The organism is Qipengyuania flava (assembly GCF_011762005.1).
Lineage (GTDB): Bacteria > Pseudomonadota > Alphaproteobacteria > Sphingomonadales > Sphingomonadaceae > Qipengyuania > Qipengyuania flava.
This window is the reverse complement of the sequence record NZ_JAASQU010000001.1, coordinates 730,530-746,680: the sequence shown is the minus strand read 5'-3', so window position 1 is coordinate 746,680 and position 16,151 is coordinate 730,530. Positions and strand designations below refer to the sequence as shown.

Genomic DNA, 16,151 nt, shown 5'->3' with positions numbered 1-16,151 from the left:
CGCCCCCTGTCGACTTATTGGGCCGCGGGCATGAGTTCGACTGCGAAGCCCCCGGCGCGCGCCATGCGCAGGTCGAGCGTGTCGCCGTGCCGCACGGTCACCTGGCGAACATCCATCGCGTGCCGATCGTGGCCCAGACCATCGGCCTGTTCGCCGTCCTCCCAGATGGTCGCGACGAAGGTGCGACCTTCGGGCAGGAAGTCGAGTGCGATGTTCGGACGACGCGGGGTCTCGTCGGTCACCCCACCGATGAACCATGCATCGCTGTCGCGGACCTGCCGCGCAATGACGGCATATTCACCCACCGCCCCTTGGAGCAGGCGGCTGTCGTGCCAGTCGACCGCGACCCGTTTGACGAAGTCGAGCGCCTGCGGATACGCCGTGATGTTCTCCGGCAGATCGGCCACCATCTGGATCGGCGAATAGATCGCGATGTAGAAAGCCAGTTGGCGCGCCAGCGTGGAGGGGATGTCGGGCGCAACGGCGTCGCGGCCTTCGAGTGAGAAGACGCCTGGCGTATAATCCATCGGCCCCGAAAGCAGGCGCGTAAAGATCAGTTCGGGAACGTGGTCGGGGCCATTCTTGGGTTCGGCCCAGGCATCGTATTCGCCCCCGCGCGCGCCTTCGCGGCTGACCCAGTTCGGATAGGTCCGGCGCAGTCCGGTGTCCTTCACCGGTTCGTGCGGATTGACCGCAATCCGGTTTGCGGCCGCGGTTTCGACGACGCGCAGGTGATGGTTCACCTGTTCCTGCCCGTCGTGCCAGACGAAGATTTCGTTACCATCGGCATCGCGCGAAATAACCCCGCCGGCGTCCGCGACATAGCCGGTCTTCACCGCGTCGATGCCGAGTTTGCCATAGAGCGCCATCGCGTCATCAAGCTGGCGCTCGTAGACATCGATATTGCCACCCGTTTCGTGATGGCCGATGATGCGCACGCCCTTCTGGCGCGCGTACCGAGCGACTTCAGCGATGTCGAAATCGGGATAGGCGGTGGTAAAGTCGTAGTCGCGGCCATTGCCGAACCAATTGCCGTCCCAGCCTAGGTTCCAACCTTCGATCAGCACGCCACGGAAACCATGCTCGGCGGCGAAATCGATATGGCGTTTGGCGTTTGCCGTCGTGGCGCCGTGTTTTTCGCCCGATGCCCAACTGCTCTCATCGAGGTGCATCTCCCACCAGATGCCGATGTATTTGTGTGGGACTACCCAGCTGACATCGCCCAGGGCGTTGGGTTCGTTGAGGTTGAGAATCAGCGCGCTTTCGAACAGGCCTGCGGGCCCATCGGCGATCTGTATTGTGCGCCACGGTGTGTTGAACGCGCCCTTGTGCACGACCTTGGGGCCGCGCGGGCTGGGGCTGAGCTGCGCGCGCAGTCGCGTGCCTTCCATCCGTCGCAGCCACATTCCCGAGTAGTCGACCAGGGCGGCTTCGTGAAACGACATATGCGTGCCGTTCTCCAGTACCATCGTGACCGGCGTGTGCACGGTGGACAGCGCGCTGATCGGCGTACGCTCATAGAGATATTCGTAGCGATTCCAGTCGCCCGCGGGGATCGACCATGCCTCGCCATCCGAGGCAATCCGGAACTCGGTCAGTTCCTCGGCGATGTTTGCCACCGGCATGCCGTCCTGTTCGGGAAACTCGACGCGGAAACCGAGCCCGTCGTCGAACACGCGCATTCGCACTGTCATTTCGCGCGCGGCCGCATCGCGCTGGCGGAAAGTCACCGCCAGTTCGTTGTGGCGGTCAGTGACGAAGCGCCGTTCACCCCAAGGCTGCTCCCACCGCGTATCCACGCTGGCGGTCTTTTCTTCGAGCACGGTGAAATCGCGCCGCATCGGGTTGCTGTCGGTGAAGATGAAACCGATCGCGGAAGGATCGATCACCTGCTCGCCATCGAAGCTGACCGAATAGGTCGGGGTTCCCTCGCCGCTGGTGTCCAGCGTCGCCACGATGCGCCCGTCGGGGGATGCGACGCTGCCAGCATGGGCCGTGGTCGGGGCCAGTATCGCGAAGGCTAGCGGGACGAAGGCGCGGAGGATGTTCATGGTTTCACCACCAGGGCTGCATGGGAAGGAAGTTCGTCTGGCGTGGCGCCGTTCACCGCGGCGATGATTTCGCCGGCGGTTTCATCGCCATCGAGTGTGCATGTCGTTTCGCCCAGATTGACGAAGAGACGCACCGTTTCGCCTTCGGCTTGCCGTTCGAGCACGAGCAAGTCGCTGCGCGCCTCGCAGTGCGTGACTGCACCATGGGTGAGCGCCGGCTGCGCCTTGCGCATGGCAATCATCTCGCGCGTGTGATGCAGCAGCGACCCGTGGTCGTCATGCTGCGTTTCGACCGCGCGCGTCACGTTATCTTCTCCAAGCGGCAGCCAGGGTATGCCGCTGGTGAAGCCGCAATAGGGCGCGCCCGCTTCCCAAGGCATCGGCGTGCGTGCGCCATCGCGGCTGAGCGTCAGCGGCCAATTGGCAATCGCTTCGGGATCATGCAGCTGGTCGAAGGGAATATCGACCTGCGTGAGCCCGAGTTCTTCTCCATAATAGAGGATGATATTGCCGCGCAGGCAGGCGAGCAGCGTCATCTTCATCCGCGCCGCGCGGTCGCGATGAGCGGCGTTCCACCAGCGACTGACTGCGCGTGGCGCGTCGTGATTTTCGAAGGCCCAGCTTGGCCAGCCTACGCCATCCTGGTCGGGCCATTCGGCCAACGCCGCGCAGATCGCGCCGGGGGTCAGTCGGTCGGCGTAGAGGAAGTTGAAGCCGTAAGCCGAATTGAGACGGGTCTCGCCCTCGGTGAAGGCCTTCATCTCGACTTCGGCTTCGTCCCCGCCGACCTCGGCAACGGTGAAGATCCCGTCATACCGGTCGGTCAGCGTGCGGATGCGTTCGATGAAGCCCGGGATGTCGGGATGCGACATATTGTGCTTCTTGAGCTGGAAATCGAACGGGCGGGTACGCGGTTTGTCCGTCGGAGGGGCGGGCGGATTGTCGCGCAGTTGCGGGTCGTGCATCGCGAAATTCAACGCATCGATGCGGAAGCCGTCGACGCCGCGTTCGAGCCAGAAGCGCATCACCTCGAGCACGGCATCCTGCACCGCGGGGTTGTGCATGTTGAGCTGCGGCTGCGAACTGAGGAAATTGTGCAGATAGTACTGGCCGCGGCGTGCGTCCCAGGTCCAGGCGGGGCCGCCGAATACGGACTGCCAGTTCGAAGGCGGCGACCCATCGGGCTTGGCATCGGCCCACACGTACCAGTCCTGCTTCGGGTTCGACCGTCCCATGCGGCTTTCGGCAAACCAGGGGTGTTCGTCAGAAGTGTGCGAATAGACCTGGTCGATCAGGACTTTGAGTCCCAGTTCGTGGGCGCGGGCAATGAGCGCGTCGAAATCCGCGAGCGTTCCGAAAATCGGATCGACACCGCAATAGTCCGCCACGTCGTAGCCGAAATCCTTCATCGGCGAGGTAAAGAAGGGCGATATCCAGATGGCATCGACCCCCAGGCTGGCGACATGCGGGAGGCGCTGCGTAATGCCCGGCAGATCGCCGATCCCGTCGCCGTTCGAATCCTGGAAGCTGCGCGGATATATCTGGTATATTGTCGCCCCCTTCCACCACGGGCGCGTGGTGGCGGTAGCGGTTGCAGTCTCGATCGGATCGGCGCGGTTCATTCGGCGATCTCCGCCACGCGGCATATCGCCCAACCGAAGGCGGGTAGGGCGAGCGGTGCGCTCCCCGGTGCGGCAACGGCGGCAGGGCAATCGCCTGCAAGCGTTTCGAAGCTGCGCGCATCGTAGCCGACCAGAACATTCGCTTCCTGCGACTGATCGGCCGTGTTGAAGGCCAACAGATATTCGCCGCCGGTTTCCGGGTCGAAGCGGCTTACCGCGAAAATTCCTTCCTTGTCGCCATAGTGGCGCACCATCTGGCGTCCGCGCGACAGTGCGGGATGCGCGCGACGAACCGCCGAGAGTCCGGCGATCTGCTCGTACAGCGGATGCGCGGCGTCGAAATTGCTCTGCGCAGTCGTCGCGTCGGTGCCGATCAGGGCGTTGTCGTTGTAGCTGGCGGTCTGCGAAGCGAACATGTCTTCGCGCGCCGCCTGGTCGTTGCCGTCGCCGACGAATCCCTGTTCGTCGCCGTAGTAGACCACCGGGCTGCCGCGCAGTGTCAGCAGCATTGCATGACCAAGCTTGACGCGCGCAAGCAGCTCTTCCTGGCCGATCTCGGGCCGGTCCCATTTCACGATCGTCGAGAAGCGACCCATGTCGTGATTGCCGAGGAATGTCGGCATGCCGAGCGCGGCTTCCTCACCGCCCTCGTAAAGCACGTCGCCGTCGAACAGTTCGTTGAGGACATGCGTTCCCTTGCCCTGTGCCACGGTTTCGCGGATCGCCTGAGCGAAAGCGAAATCGAGCACTGCGGGAAATCCGTCACGGCGCGTGTACTGCGCGATATAGCCATTGTCCGAACTATCGCGGTAGACCTCGCCGAAGATGTGGAAGTTGGGAATGCCCGCTTCGCGCGCAGTTTCGAGCATGGCGGGAACGAAGGCCTGCCAGAATTCGGGGTTCACATGCCGCGCTGTGTCGACGCGGAAACCGTCGATGCCGAAGTCGCGGATCCATGCCGCGTAAATGTCGATCATTCCTTCGACCACGCGCGGATGCTCGGTGTAGAGATCGTCGAGCCCCACGAAATCGCCGAACCGGCTGCTTTCGCCACTGAAGGTCGTGTCGCCGCGATTGTGGTAATAGATCGGGTCGTTGAGCCAGGCGGGAACCTTGATCTCGGCTTCCGCCTTGGGGACTACGGGTGTGTAGGCATAGGACGGATCGCTCAGCCGAGCGAAATTCTCGGCGCTGCGGTCGGCATCGCCCATGAAGCCGGGATTGATCGGCTCGCCCCCGATACCGCCCTTTCGCGAATAGGGATAGTCGCCGCGGCTGCGATAAACGTAGCCGGTCTCGTCACCCTCGGCATAGCGGATGACATCGGCTGTGTGGTTGGTGATGATGTCCATATAGACCTTCATCCCGCGGGCGTGCGCCGCTTCGACGAAGGCCTTGAACTCGGTACGCGTTCCGAAATGGCTGTCGGGCCGGGTGAAATCGGTCACCCAATAGCCGTGATAGCCAGCGCTCTCGGAGCCCGGGTCGCCCTGTACGGGCTTGTTCTGGAAGATCGGAGCGAACCAGATCGCGGTTACGCCCAACTGTTGGAGATAGTCGAGTCGCGCGGTCAGACCCTTGAGGTCGCCGCCATGGAAGAAACCCTTGTGTTCGGGATCGAACCCATGCGCTAGCCGGTCACCTTTGAAGCCGCCCTTGTCGTTAGCGCGGTCGCCGTTCTCGAACCGGTCGGGCAGGACGAAATAGACAATCTCCTCGCTGGGCAGGCGCTCGCGGAAGTGGGCTTCCGCATCGCCATCTTGCGGTTGCGCATGGACAACCCCTGCGAGGCCGAGGGCGATGAGGGGGAGGGCAGGTCGTATCATTATGCGGTTTCCAGTTTGCGGCGAGCCTGGTCGGCGAGCCGGCGGACATAATCCTGATGGGATGGCATGCGTGCGACGTCGCGCTCGTAGGCGCTCTTCACCGTCGCGAGGAATTGCTCGAGCTGGTCACGCGGAAGTTCGTCCGCGAGCGGGTGCCAGCCTTGCGGTTCGACGCCCTGACCAAGCATCACCTGCACCCAACCGGGCACGTCGAAGAGCTCGTCCTGGTCGCGCACGACTTTCCCGCCGGCACGGAACATCTCGATCTTTTCCGCCAGCGTGTCGGGAACCGCCATGGTGCGAAGCATATCCCAGAACGGCTGACCTTCGCGTCCATTGGCGTGATAATGCAGGATGATGAAATCGCGGATGCGTTTCATCTCAAAGGCTGTGCGGCGGTTGAAGTTTTCGCGGTCGCGCGAGCCGAACCCGGATACGGGAAGGTAGTCCAGCAACCGGTTGATCCCCGTCTGGATCAGATGAATGCTGGTCGATTCAAGCGGTTCGAGAAAACCCGATGACAGCCCGATCGCTACGACATTGCGGTTCCATGCCTGTTTGCGCATCCCGGTGGTGAAGCGCAGCAACCGCGGTTCGGCTGTGGGTTCGCCGTCGAGGTTGGCGAGCAGCGCTTCTTGTGCGGCGTCCTCACTCATATGCGCGGAACTGAACACGTGGCCATTGCCGATGCGGTTCTGCAGCGGGATGCGCCATTGCCAGCCGGCTTCGCGGGCGGTGGACCTCGTGTAGGGAAGCGATGGCTCGCTCGGTTCGCACGGTACGGCAATGGCCCGATCGCATGGCAGCCAGTGCGACCAGTCGGTCCATCCGGTCTGAAGCGTGTCCTCGATCAGCAGGCCGCGAAAGCCCGAGCAATCGATGAACAGATCGCCCTCGACGACGCGTCCGCCGTCGATGCGGACCGAGGCGATGTCACCTCCGTCGGCCCGTGTTTCGACGTGGTCGATGCGTCCTTCCTCGCGCAGGACGCCACGCGTCTCCGCATACCGCCGCAGAAAGGCGGCGTAGAGCCCCGCATCGAAATGATAGGCGAACGGCATCGGGGGCAAGGCGCTGCCCGGCTGGCGCTCGACATGGGCAAAGCGTTCTTCGCGACAGGCGATTGCATTCAACACGTAGTCGCCGATCGGGCCGCCGAATCCTTCGGCACGTGCGCGCAGCCAGTAATGCTGGAAGGGCAGCAGGCCGAGCCCGCGCCCGACCAGCCCGAAAGCGTGGAGATAGCGGCTTTCGGGCGCTCCCCAGCCGACAAACTCGATGCCCAGCTTGTAGGTACCATTGGTGGCGGCGATGAATTCGGCTTCGTCGATCCCGAGCGCCGCGTTGAAGTTGCGGATCATCGGGATGGTGGCCTCGCCTACGCCGACCGTGCCGATCGCGTCGGATTCGACCAGCGTGATCCCCCAGTCGCGACCGCAGAAGCGCGACAGCGCAGCGGCAGTCATCCATCCGGCCGTACCGCCGCCGACAATGACGATGCGATGGCCCGGCCGCGGACTGCGGGCACGGTTGGATTGCGGTTGCTCAGCCATCACCTATCCCCCACGAAAGGTTCGGGAATTCCCCGGTACTGTGCGCACCGGGGAATGACGACCCGGGGATCAGAACTTGTAGGTGAAGCCGCCCATGAAGCGGCGCCCGTAGTTCTGGTAGTTCATCACCTGCAGCGGTTCGCCCGGATTGATTGCGACGAAGGGCTCGTTCGTCAGGTTGAAGCCCTGGATGAAGAGCGAGAGGCCTTCGAGCGCACTGTCGGACTGGAAATCGTAGCCGATCTGCGCGTCGATGATCGTCTCTGCCTTCGCCCGGCGCCGCACGCGGTTCGCGCCGAAGCCAGAGAAATCGCCGAGGAAGGTCGAACGGTAGCGCATCGAGCCGCGGACCGAGAAGCCACCCTTCTCGAAATAGGCCGTGCCGTTGGCGACCCAGCGCGAATAGCCGGGGATGTCCGATGCCGGCGTGTTCGGGTCGGGCTGGATCTTCGACTTGGTGTAACTGACGCCGCCGGTCACGCCGAAGCCCTCAAGCGCGGAGACGAAGGTCTCGAACGGCAGCGTACCGGCTGCCTCGATCCCGTAGATCTCGCCACCATCGCCATTGATCGGAGCGCTGATGCGACCCTGGTAGCTGAAGGCGTAGCCTGGATCGACGACGGGGTAGCTGCTGTAATCGAACGGGAATTCTGCCGTGTAAATGTAGTTGTGCAGCTTCTTGTAAAACAGCTGCGCCGCGAGATAGCCCTTGTTGCCGAAGTACTTCTCGAAGTTGAGATCGAATGCGGTAGCACGGTAGGGGCGCAGCGAAGGGTTGCCGCCTGAACCGGTCACGATGCGCTCGATCGGGTCGACGCCGTAGCTGAAATTGACGCGCATGTCGTCGAGACGCGGGCGCTGGATTTCGCGGGCTGCGGCAAAGCGGATCACGAAATCGCTGTCGAAGCGCAGCGACAGGTTGAGGCTGGGCAGGATGTCCCAGTAATTGTCGCCGATCGTGCGCTCGATGATGCCCTGTGCGGCACCGGTGTTAACGAAGCCGGTCGAGCTCTGGTCGGTATGGATCGCCTGGACGCCGAAGTTGCCGGTGAGCAGCGCGTTGCCGAAATCGCTCTCGATGTTGCCCTGGACGAAGAAGGTCATGATGTCCTCGTCGATCGAGAACGTCTTGAACAACACGTCTTCTGCGGTGTTCGGGACGATGACGTATTCGCCACCCTCCAGCAGGTCGAGCGGGTTGTAGCTGACCATCGGGCCGAGGCCGAGATAGTCGAGATTGGTCGGCGAGAGCAGGTACTGGCTGGGTACCTGAGCCTGCAGGCGATCACCCGAAAGCTGCAGGAAGTATTCGTCGGGAACCAGCGACTTGCTGCGGGTCACGTAATCGAAACCGGCCTGGACCGAGCTGAGGAAGCCGCCGTCGAGTTCCTTCTCGATGTCGGCCTGGAACTGCCACAATTCGTCTTCGACGATCCGGTCGTTGTAATAGCCGTGCTGGCGGCCGCCCGGTGCGCCGCCGCCCCAGCCGAGCGGGTCGGTCAGCTGGATCAGCGTCGGGTCGCTGTAGTCGAGCACCTGGTCGGTGAAGAAGGTGCCGCTGGGGGTCGAGCGGAAGGTCAGCGTATCGGTTGCGCCGGTGCCGCCGCCGGGCGCAGTGCCGGCGTTCGATTCGAGGATCAGCTCGTTGCGGTCGGTGCGCGAGAAGCTGATGTCGGCATTGACGTTCCAGCCGTCTTCACCTTCGTGTTCGACATTGAGGCCACCCGAATAGAGCTTCGCCTTGCGTACGTAATTGTGGTTGTTGACCACGGCCTCGACGCCCGAGAAGGTGCCGCCGGTGATCACGCCGTCGGTCGATTCAAGCCCGGTGGGCGAAAGCGCGGCGCCCGACCATGCCAGCGGGATTTCGATGCCACGCTTGATGTTGGTGTCATCGAAATCCGAATAGAAGCCATCGAGCGTCAGCATGGTCGAGGGCGATGCCTCGTATTGCACGGTGCCGTTGATGCCGAGCCGCTTGAGGTTGGACGAAGTCACGAACGGCTTCACGCCGCCGACGATCTTGTCGCCGTCCGGACCATCAGCGTAGCCCCAGGCTTCGAATTCCTCGGTCTGGTAGGGCTCTTCGGAATAGGCGACCGAAAGCGCAAGCCCGACGGTGTCGCCGAGGAACTGGTCGACATAGGTCCCGAAGACGCGGTAGCCGAGGTCGTCCGAACCGCTGTTGAGCTTGCCGAGATCGGCATAGACCCCGCGGGCCCCGAAGGCGATGACCTGCTCGCCCTTTTCGAGCGGGCGGATGGTGCGGATGTCGATGGTGCCGACGAGCCCCTGTCCGACGAGGTCGGCCGATGGCGACTTGTACACATCGACCGAGCTCACGACTTCGGAAGGGTACTGGTCGAACTCGATGCCGCGGTTGTCGTTGGTCGACGTCTGCTGGCGGCCGTTGAGCAGCGTGCTCGAGAAGTCGGGGCCGAAGCCACGGACCGAAATGTAACCGGCACGGCCGGAGATACGCTGCGAGGTCAGGCCGGGAAGGCGGGCGATCGATTCACCGATCGAGGCGTCGGGGAGCTTGCCGATGTCCTCGCTCGAGACCGATTCGATGATCTGGTCCTTTTCGCGCTTTTCCGCGATCGCGCTTTCCAGCGAGGCGCGATAGCCCGAGACGATGATTACATCGCCCTCATCGGCCGCCTCTTCGGCGTCCTGCGCCCAGGCGGGCGTCGCCAAACCGGTCAGGGCGACCGCACATGCCGACAGGCTGACGGTTGCAGAAAGCTTGCTGCGAATTGCCATTTCAATGCACTCCCCAAGTGGCCCGGAACCCTTTGCGGTTGCCTGGGCAGAATTCTTTAGTCCCTTCGGATGCCGCGTCCCTGCAGCGTCCGATCTGAGCGCCGCATAGGTCGCTCGCTGCAGCCTGCGGAAGAGAGCATACGTATGTTGTTGCGCTGCAACTGTGCGCGATGCATATTTGCAATAGTGCCACAGGACCGCCGGTTTCCTGCGCCTTTCAGAGACTCGGCGTTGCCTGACCGCCGCCGGCTTTCTATGCAAGCTTGGGAGAGTACCCGGGGCGACCCGGCACAGGAGACGCGTGATGGGTCGCAAGCCGACGGGTCGACCGACCAGTTTCGACATTGCTTACGCCGCGGGGGTTTCGCAGCCGACCGTCAGCCGTGCTCTGCGTGGGGACAAGGCAGTCAGCGCCAAGACGCGCGCCAGGATCGAACAAATTGCCCGCGACCTCAATTACACGGTCGACAAGAACGCGTCGTCGCTGCGTAGCCAGCGCTCGAACACGATAGCACTGTTGTTCTTCGAAGACCCGACTCCCGACGAAAGCATGATCAATCCGTTCTTCCTGGCGATGCTCGGGTCGATCACGCGCGCGTGCGCGGACCGGGGGCTCGACCTGCTGATCTCGTTCCAGCGAATGGAGGACGATTGGCACGTCCAGTACCAGGACAGCCATCGCGCCGATGGGCTGATCCTGCTCGGCTATGGCGATTACACGCAATATCGCGAGCGGATGGAACAGCTTGGGCGCCAGGGGACGCATTTCGCGCGCTGGGGATCGGTTTCGAGCGACAGCAGCGGTGTCACGGTGGGCACCGACAATGTCGCGGCGGGGCGGCTTGCGGGTGAACATCTGATCGCGGGGGGGCGCAGCAGGATCGCTTTCCTGGGCCATGCCGACGACCATTATCCCGAGTTCGCAGGGCGTTATCGCGGATTGGTCGAGGCGTTACGCGGGGCAGGTCTTGGCCCCGATCCGGCAATGCAGTTCGACGCGCTGACGACCGAGGAAGAGGGGCGTTCCGCGGCGCAGGCACTGCTCGAAGGCGGGGCGCGGTTCGACGCAATCTTTGCCGCCAGCGACCTGATCGCGATCGGCGCCATGCGCGCCCTGGCCGATGCCGGCCTGACCGTCCCCGAAGACGTTGCCGTTGTCGGGTTCGACGATATTCCTGCCGCCAGCCTGACCACGCCGCCGCTCACCACGGTGATGCAGGACATCCGCGGGGCGGGGCAGGCGCTGGTCGAGACATTGCTCGCGCAGATCGAAGGGCGCGACCTGCCGCCGCGCAAGCTGCCTGGTACGCTGGTCGTGCGCCGCAGCAGCGGAGCGGCCTGACCGCGCACGTATTCGTATACGCACTTGGCGGGCGGCGGCAGCCATGCAAGCGCCCGGCGGGTGGTATCGAAACGGGCAGCAAGATCCGTTGCGACAGGGACGAGGGACTTTTCATGGATCAATTGCTGCAGCAGAAGCCGCGTCAGAATTTCGCGGGGCTGTGGAACATCAGCTTCGGTTTCTTCGGCATCCAGATCGGCTTTGCGCTGCAGAATGCCAATATGAGCCGCGTCTTCCAGACGCTGGGTTCTAGCATCGACGACCTGCCCGCGCTGTGGGTCGCTGCACCGCTGACCGGGCTGCTGGTCCAACCGATCATCGGGCATTTGTCCGACCGCACCTGGAATCGGCTCGGTCGTCGGCGTCCCTACTTCCTGACCGGCGCAATCCTGTCCGCGCTCGCGCTGTTCCTGATGCCGCTCAGCCCGGCCTTCGGTGCCCCGCTACTGTTCGCCGCGGCGATGCTGTGGCTGCTCGATGCCTCGCTCAATATCTCGATGGAACCGTTTCGCGCTTTCGTGGGCGACATGCTCCACACCGACCAGCACGCAGCGGGCTATGCGGTGCAAACCGCGTTCATCGGGGCAGGCGCGGTGGTCGGTTCGATCTTCCCGTGGTTCCTCGAACAGCTCGGGGTAAGCAATCTCGCTGCCGACGGCGGAATTCCCGACACGGTAAAATGGAGCTTCTGGGGTGGCGGGCTGGCGCTCTTCTGTGCGGTTTTGTGGACCATCGTCACCACGCGCGAATACAGTCCCGAACAACAGGCCGCCTTCGCGCATGCCCAGGAAGCGGCGCCCCAGCACCCGGTTCGTGCGCTGGCAAGCAAGAGCTATGTAGGGGGCGCGGTATGGATCGGGGCCGGCCTCGCCGTGATGCTGGCGGTCGACCGGCTTGCCTTGGAGAAGGAAGTCCTGCTGCTGGGCGCGTTACTGGCAGCCTACGGCGTCATCAGCGGCATTGGCATTGCGCTGGCCAGGCAGGGGCGCAGCGCCAATATGCTGTCGAGCATCGTCGGCGATTTCGCAGGCATGCCCGACGTGATGAAGCGGCTCGCGCTGGTGCAGTTCTTCAGCTGGTCGGCATTGTTCATCATGTGGATCAACACCACGCCGGTGGTGACCCAATACGTGTTCGGCAGCACCGACACGACCAGCGCGGCCTATAACGAAGGCGCGAATTGGGTGAACGTGCTGTTCACGGTCTACAATGCAGTGGCTGCGGTGGCAGCGCTCGCGCTGTTGCCATGGCTCAGCCGCCGCGTCGGGCAGGTGATGACGCATTCGATCTGCCTCACGCTTGGCGCCGGCGGGTTCCTTATGTTCGTTTTCGTCCGCGACGCCACGCTGCTGCTGCTCGCCGAAGTCGGCATCGGCATCGCCTGGGCCAGCATTCTCGCAATGCCCTACGCCATTCTCGCGAGCAATCTGCCGCAAGCGAAGCTGGGCATCTACATGGGGCTGTTCAACGTCTTCGTCGTCGTGCCGCAATTGCTGGTGGCGACCGTCATGGGCTCTATCATGCAGGCCTTCTTTCCCGGTGAACCGGTATGGACCATGCTGTTCGCCGCAGCGAGCTGGCTGGTGGCGGCATTGGCCATGCAGCGCGTCAAGGCGGCGATTCCCTCGTAAGGAGGCAACCTGCTCACGCTACGAGGCATCAAGGGCGCGACCCGTGACCGCCAGCCCTCCCGCTGGGTGCGGGCGGCGGGCGGCGGGCGGCCGCGGACGCGGAATGGTATCAGCGAAAGGCTAGCGGTCGAAGAAGTCGACCGCGCCGCTCCCCAGATTGTAATGCGCGCCGACCACCTTCAGCTTGCCGGTCTTCTGCGGGTCGAGCAGCAAGGGATCGGTTGTCGTGCGCAGCTGGTGCACCACGCGCGAGACATTGTTGCGGATCGCATGGTCGAGCATGTCGCCTTCGCGATCGCGCACTTCGAGCACGGCAGGAATGATCGGTTCAATCATGCGCCCGATGCTCCCGGGGAAGGTCGCGTTGTCATCGACCACGGCCTTGGCCGCTTTCACCGCGCCGCAGGATTCGTGCCCCATGACGACGATCAGCGGCACGCCCAGTTCGGCAACCGCATATTCGATCGATCCCAGCGCGACGGTGTCCACCGTGTTGCCCGCATTGCGGATGATGAACAGCTCGCCCAGGCCGCGGCCGAAGAGGATTTCGGGCGATACGCGGCTGTCGGAACAGGTAACATAGGCCGCGAAGGGCGCTTGGCCCTGCGCGATCTCCAGCCGTCGCTCACGTCCCACCGGGGCCGAGGTAGGCACGTCGTTAAGGAAGTTGCGATTGCCCTCGATCAGGAGATCGAGCGCCTCGTCGGGCGACAGAGCGGTCTTGCCGTCGATCACAGGGGCAAGCCGCGCGGGGATCGGGGCTTGAGCCGCAGCCGCGCCGACCCCGGTCGCCATGGCACCTCCCGCAGCAGCCGCACCGGCGAGAACATTGCGTCGTGACATCATTGTATGCTCCTTGAAGTCATGCATTGGAAACGAGGTAGGCGAGATAGGCCGCGTAACCGGCCAGCAGGGCCAGCGCGGGAATACGTGAAACGCCGCGGAGTAGGGTGAAGCCGAGGATGATCGCTGCGCTGGTAGCCACGAGGCCGAGGTCGACGGGAAGCAGGTCGGCGGGGATCGGCCCGGGGGCGAACAGCATGGTCGCGCCGCCGATGCCCAGAAGATTGTAGATATTCGATCCCACGACATTCCCGAAGGCGACTTCGGTCTCGCCCTTGCGTGCGGCGATTACTGAAGTGACCAGTTCGGGCAGCGAGGTGCCGATGGCAACGATCGTCAACCCGATCAGTGTCTCGGTCAGACCCGCCATCCGGGCGAGGTCGATCGCGCCGAGCACCAGCATGCGGCCGCCGGCGATCAGCACGCCGAGCCCGACCAGTGTCAGCAAGATCGGCTTGGCCCAGCCGTTGCGCAAATCGTGCAAATGCGTGTCCGTGAGCTCGAGCGCCTGCGCCCTGTCGAACGGTGCATTGTGCACGCTGACGGGTTGGGCAAGGCGCTCCTCGCGATAGCAATAGGCGATGTAGCCCGCGAGGCAGGCGAGCAATACGAGGCCCAGCGGCGCGGATCCCGCACCGCTCGCCGCCAGCGCCAGCACGATCACGCTTGCACCCACAGCAACCAGGGGGTCGCGCCAGCGATTGCGCGAGACAATCGCGATGGGTGCTACCAGCGCCGCAGCTCCAAGGATCAGCAGGCTGTTGGCAATGTTCGAACCGGCGATATTGCCCCAGGCGATGGCAGGTGCGCCCGCCAGCGCGGCCTCGATACTGGTTACCAGTTCGGGCATGGACGTGCCGAGACCGACGATGACGACCCCGATCACCAACGCGCTGACCCCTGCCTTCTCGGCCAGCGCCACAGCACCGCGGACGAGTACGTCGCCGCCAACGACCAGCGCGACGAGTCCTGCCGCGACAAGCGACAGCGCAATCGTCATGCGGCCAACTGCGTCTGCTTGCGCGGGCTCGCGAAGCGCAGCACCACGATACCCGTGATCGCCGAGACCAGCGATCCACCCAGCACCCCGAACTTGACCGCGGCGATCTGCTGCGGATCCGCGAAAGCGAGGTTGCCGATGAACAGGCTCATGGTGAAGCCGATCCCGGCGAGGCAGGACAGGCCGTATACATGGCGGAAACCGACGCCTTCGGGCAGCCTAGCCCAGCCGGCCTTCACGGCGAGCCAGCAGGCGCCGAAAATACCCAGCTGCTTGCCGATGACGAGGCCCGCCGCAATTCCCAGCGACAGCGGGGCGAGCAGCGCGTCCAGCCCTGCACCGGCAAAGGACACGCCGGCATTGGCGAAGGCGAAGATCGGCAGGATGAGGAAGGCCACCCACGGGTGCAAGACATGCTCGAGCCGTTCGAGCGGCCGCTCTTCGCCCGTCGCGATGGGCACGAACAGCGCGGTCACCACGCCCGCCAGCGTCGCATGGACACCGGATTTTAGGACGCAGATCCACAGCAGCGCGGCGAACAGGAAATACGGTATCGTCCGTGCCACGCCCGCGCGGTTCAGGAGCAGCATGGCGGCGGCGGGGATCAACGCCAGCGCGAGCGCGGCGAGATTCATGTTCTCGGTGTAGAAGATCGCGATGATCGCGATCGCGCCGATATCGTCGATGATTGCAATGGCGAGCAACAGGGCCTTGAGAGCCACCGGAACGCGCGAACCGAGCAGGGCAAGCAGGCCCAGCGCAAAGGCGATGTCGGTGGTGGCGGGGATCGCCCAGCCGCGCAAGTTCTCCGGCGAGCCAAGATTGAGCGCTACGAAGACGATCGCCGGGATCGCCATGCCGCCGATTGCAGCGATGATGGGGAGCGAGGCCTGTTTCCAGCTGCGCAGCTGACCGGTCACGATCTCGCGCTTCACTTCCAGCCCGATGAGGAAAAAGAACAGCGCCATGAGCCCGTCGTTGATCCACAGCAGCAGCGGCTTGTCGATCGCGACGAGGCTGCCTGCGCTGAACGCCACCGGCGTCGACAAGAGCTTCTGGTAATCGGGGAGGAGCGGGGAATTGGCGATCGCCAGCGCCAGCGCAGCAGCCACAATCAGGATGATGCCGCCCGCGCTTTCGCTGGCGATGAAGGCGCGCAGGCGCTCGGCGGGGCTGATCGGACTCATGATGGCTATCCCTTCGAAAATGGCGGGGTGGCGACGACTGGCCCCTGGTCTTGGGGAGGGGGGAGAGGAGCCGGTCGCCGCCTGCGGGTCAGCCCGCGAGGCTGCGCCCGTAATAGTGGCGCTGGAGCGCGGCGATCTTGTCTTTCAGTCGCAAGCGAAGGCGCTTCATTGCTTTAATGTCCTCGCTCGCGCCCACCGCTTTGGTGGTGTCGATGAGGCGGTTCAGTGCGCGATGCTCGCGCAGGAGTTTGCGCAAGTAGGGTTTCATGATCTTTTCGTCGGGCGAACTGGTCATCGCTCTCTCCTTCGTCTGTCTTCAGAAAAGGTATGAGG

11 protein-coding genes are annotated in these 16,151 nt (G+C 63.8%); 2 read left to right on the top strand and 9 right to left on the bottom strand.

The features are described 5' to 3' along the window. Positions 1–14: 14 nt before the first annotated feature. The 5 genes from FHS69_RS03665 to FHS69_RS03645 all read right to left on the bottom strand — a co-directional run bounded on the left by FHS69_RS03665 (position 15) and on the right by FHS69_RS03645 (position 9,815). Positions 15–2,051, bottom strand: coding sequence for a glycoside hydrolase family 97 protein (locus tag FHS69_RS03665; RefSeq protein ID WP_166776577.1), 2,037 nt, complete (start codon positions 2,049–2,051; stop codon positions 15–17). After that, positions 2,048–3,673: an alpha-amylase family glycosyl hydrolase gene (locus tag FHS69_RS03660; protein WP_166776576.1), complete on the bottom strand. Its 1,626-nt coding sequence runs from the start codon at positions 3,671–3,673 to the stop codon at positions 2,048–2,050. The genes FHS69_RS03665 and FHS69_RS03660 overlap by 4 nt, the downstream gene beginning before the upstream one ends. Continuing rightward, positions 3,670–5,499, bottom strand: a complete 1,830-nt coding sequence (locus FHS69_RS03655; protein ID WP_166776575.1) for an alpha-amylase family glycosyl hydrolase — start codon at positions 5,497–5,499, stop codon at positions 3,670–3,672. The genes FHS69_RS03660 and FHS69_RS03655 overlap by 4 nt, the downstream gene beginning before the upstream one ends. After that, positions 5,499–7,052 (bottom strand): tryptophan halogenase family protein, encoded by a 1,554-nt coding sequence (locus FHS69_RS03650; RefSeq protein ID WP_166776574.1) that lies wholly within the window; start codon positions 7,050–7,052, stop codon positions 5,499–5,501. The genes FHS69_RS03655 and FHS69_RS03650 overlap by 1 nt, the downstream gene beginning before the upstream one ends. Before the next feature lie 69 nt (positions 7,053–7,121). After that, the gene (locus FHS69_RS03645) at positions 7,122–9,815 is read right to left on the bottom strand and encodes a TonB-dependent receptor (protein WP_166776573.1); all 2,694 of its coding nucleotides are present in this window, start codon (positions 9,813–9,815) and stop codon (positions 7,122–7,124) included. Between the two features lie 304 nt (positions 9,816–10,119). Between FHS69_RS03645 and FHS69_RS03640 the strand changes: the two genes are divergently transcribed. Further along, positions 10,120–11,157 (top strand): LacI family DNA-binding transcriptional regulator, encoded by a 1,038-nt coding sequence (locus FHS69_RS03640; RefSeq protein ID WP_166776572.1) that lies wholly within the window; start codon positions 10,120–10,122, stop codon positions 11,155–11,157. A 113-nt stretch (positions 11,158–11,270) separates the two neighbouring features. Continuing rightward, positions 11,271–12,788 carry an MFS transporter gene (locus FHS69_RS03635; RefSeq protein WP_166776571.1) on the top strand — a complete coding sequence of 506 codons (1,518 nt, stop codon included), beginning with the start codon at positions 11,271–11,273 and terminating at the stop codon, positions 12,786–12,788. Positions 12,789–12,908: 120 nt separating this feature from the next. Here FHS69_RS03635 and FHS69_RS03630 read toward each other — a convergent pair whose 3' ends face one another. From FHS69_RS03630 to FHS69_RS03615, 4 genes are all read right to left on the bottom strand, one after another. Then, entirely contained in the window at positions 12,909–13,634 is a 726-nt protein-coding gene (locus tag FHS69_RS03630) for a carbonic anhydrase (protein ID WP_216082338.1), read from the bottom strand. Positions 13,635–13,650: 16 nt separating this feature from the next. Continuing rightward, positions 13,651–14,631 (bottom strand): calcium/sodium antiporter, encoded by a 981-nt coding sequence (locus tag FHS69_RS03625; protein WP_166776570.1) that lies wholly within the window; start codon positions 14,629–14,631, stop codon positions 13,651–13,653. Then, positions 14,628–15,818: a Na+/H+ antiporter NhaA gene (gene nhaA / locus FHS69_RS03620; protein WP_166776569.1), complete on the bottom strand. Its 1,191-nt coding sequence runs from the start codon at positions 15,816–15,818 to the stop codon at positions 14,628–14,630. The genes FHS69_RS03625 and nhaA overlap by 4 nt, the downstream gene beginning before the upstream one ends. 88 nt (positions 15,819–15,906) lie before the next feature. Continuing rightward, entirely contained in the window at positions 15,907–16,113 is a 207-nt protein-coding gene (locus tag FHS69_RS03615; protein ID WP_166776568.1) for an HP1242/YdcH family protein, read from the bottom strand. Positions 16,114–16,151 lie beyond the last annotated feature (38 nt).

What these genes read in the sequence shown, in the direction of transcription:
- nhaA (WP_166776569.1), bottom strand. Translation starts at nt 15,818, where the DNA reads ATGAGTCCGATCAGCCCCGCCGAGCGCCTGCGCGCCTTCATCGCCAGC.
- FHS69_RS03650 (WP_166776574.1), bottom strand. Translation starts at nt 7,052, where the DNA reads ATGGCTGAGCAACCGCAATCCAACCGTGCCCGCAGTCCGCGGCCGGGC.
- FHS69_RS03640 (WP_166776572.1), top strand. Translation starts at nt 10,120, where the DNA reads ATGGGTCGCAAGCCGACGGGTCGACCGACCAGTTTCGACATTGCTTAC.
- FHS69_RS03645 (WP_166776573.1), bottom strand. Translation starts at nt 9,815, where the DNA reads ATGGCAATTCGCAGCAAGCTTTCTGCAACCGTCAGCCTGTCGGCATGT.
- FHS69_RS03660 (WP_166776576.1), bottom strand. Translation starts at nt 3,673, where the DNA reads ATGAACCGCGCCGATCCGATCGAGACTGCAACCGCTACCGCCACCACG.
- FHS69_RS03615 (WP_166776568.1), bottom strand. Translation starts at nt 16,113, where the DNA reads ATGACCAGTTCGCCCGACGAAAAGATCATGAAACCCTACTTGCGCAAA.
- FHS69_RS03665 (WP_166776577.1), bottom strand. Translation starts at nt 2,051, where the DNA reads ATGAACATCCTCCGCGCCTTCGTCCCGCTAGCCTTCGCGATACTGGCC.
- FHS69_RS03630 (WP_216082338.1), bottom strand. Translation starts at nt 13,634, where the DNA reads ATGATGTCACGACGCAATGTTCTCGCCGGTGCGGCTGCTGCGGGAGGT.
- FHS69_RS03655 (WP_166776575.1), bottom strand. Translation starts at nt 5,499, where the DNA reads ATGATACGACCTGCCCTCCCCCTCATCGCCCTCGGCCTCGCAGGGGTT.
- FHS69_RS03625 (WP_166776570.1), bottom strand. Translation starts at nt 14,631, where the DNA reads ATGACGATTGCGCTGTCGCTTGTCGCGGCAGGACTCGTCGCGCTGGTC.
- FHS69_RS03635 (WP_166776571.1), top strand. Translation starts at nt 11,271, where the DNA reads ATGGATCAATTGCTGCAGCAGAAGCCGCGTCAGAATTTCGCGGGGCTG.